3 protein-coding genes are annotated in these 1,631 nt (G+C 70.1%); all 3 read right to left on the bottom strand.

All coding sequences use genetic code 11. The features are described 5' to 3' along the window. Positions 1 to 452 (bottom strand): hypothetical protein (locus GT354_RS19490; RefSeq protein ID WP_202512058.1); only part of this gene is annotated, 452 nt, incomplete at its 3' end. Between the two features lie 76 nt (positions 453 to 528). Next, on the bottom strand, positions 529 to 831 hold the full coding sequence (locus tag GT354_RS19485; RefSeq protein WP_161357577.1) for a hypothetical protein: 303 nt from the start codon (positions 829 to 831) through the stop codon (positions 529 to 531). 99 nt (positions 832 to 930) lie between these two features. After that, positions 931 to 1,631 (bottom strand): TauD/TfdA family dioxygenase (locus GT354_RS19480; RefSeq protein ID WP_161357576.1); only part of this gene is annotated, 701 nt, incomplete at its 5' end.

Genomic DNA, 1,631 nt, shown 5'->3' with positions numbered 1-1,631 from the left:
AGCAGGCGGGCCAGTACCGGAGCGACCCCTGGCAGGCGCACCGCCTCCGGAGCGACCCCACGCAGACGCGGCGGCGATTCCGGAGCAGCCACGAGCGGACGCGGCGGCGATTCCGGAGCAGCCACGAGCGGGTGGGCCGATTCGGGGCCGGCCTCGATCCCATGCGCCGATTCGTCGTACGGGGCGTCCGCGCGGCCGACCGCCCGTCGGATCGCGAGCAGCCGCCGACGGGCAGTCACGTCTTCGGTGCGCGGAACCGCGTCGTGCAGCAGGCGAAGCAACTCCGGGCGCCGCCCCGCCACGCGCGCCTGGACGCCGTGCACCGCGGCGGCGTGGGCCGCCGACTCGGGCGCGGCGAACTCGTCCAGGGTCTCCACCGGCCACGCGGCCGCCCGTAGCAACGCGGTGGGGGCCAGGGTCACGGCGAGAGTGGGCCGATCGGGGCGCGTCATCGGCGCGTTCCCGGCACACACGGATTCGGGCGTCGGTGATCGTGCACCGACGCCCGAACCTCGGGTGATCGATCCGTCACCAGCAACACATGATGGTCGACGGCGGGTCGGCCGCCTCGGCCATCCCGGCGGCGTCCACCTTCGGCATGTCGCCCTCGTAGCGTACGAACTGCGTGGTCCCGCCGAACGGGCTGCGACCGGCCGCCTCCAAGGTGGCCTCCGCGTAGACCAGTTCCTCACCGGTGACCCGGCACGCGTCGAGGAGTTCGTCCCGGAGGAAGTACACGGCGCCGTCCTTGCCGCGCACCAGGGTCCCTCGGGTATGGGTGGTCGGTAGGTATTCCGGTTCCTGCTCTTCCATATGTGACACGACGGTCACTTCCCTTCCTTGTGTCCGCGTCCTGGTGGATCCACGTCTTGATGCGTGGCCCGTCGCGGTCTGTTCGTTCGGTGGTAGGGGTGGGCTCGGATAGGCCTGTTACCGGAGCTTGAGCTGCTTGAAGTGGCGGCTCCGCCCGCCCGGCACCGGTCTGATCCGGGAACGGCCGTGAAAGTAGGCCCAGTTGTCGAACACGACGGCACTCCCCGCCGTCCAGTGCACGCCGAACATCGTCGCCGGGTCGTACATCGCGTCCAGCAGATCGTGAATCGCGCCGCGCACCGTCTCGGGTCCGGCCGCCTCGATCGTCCCCGTGTACCGCCACCGCAGTTCGTCGTCGCCGAAGTCGCGGAAGCAGAACACGGGAAGGCCTTCCCTGTGGGAGAACATCGGCGGTCCGGCCGAGAAGTCGTGGCAGTTCGTCGCGGCCAGGACGTCCAGTTCGATCGCGGACATCCGGGCTCGGATCGCGGCCATCGGCACGAACACGGTCTGCCCGCCGTGATCGCGCTCGGGCGGCTCGACACACAGCAGGGCGATGTAGCGGGGCTGCTTGTGCAGGGGATGCACCGCGATCTCGGTGTGCAGGTTGAGGTAGTTCGCGGCGACCAGCGCCAAGTCGTAGCGGGACGTGCCGGGTTCGTCGTGTCGCAGGTTGAGGACGGAGCGATTCTCGACATAGGGCCGCAGCTCCGCGTTGATCTCGGTCTCCATCACCGCCCCGAGTCGGGCTCCGAGCCCCAGAAACTCGACCGTGCTCGGGCAACGGTCGAAGTCCAGGCGCGCGATCCCGCGCCGCG

This window comes from Streptomyces sp. SID3343 (assembly GCF_009865215.1).
Classification (GTDB): domain Bacteria; phylum Actinomycetota; class Actinomycetes; order Streptomycetales; family Streptomycetaceae; genus Embleya.
The sequence above is the reverse complement of the archived record's forward strand: the minus strand, read 5'-3'. Positions and strand labels throughout refer to the sequence as shown.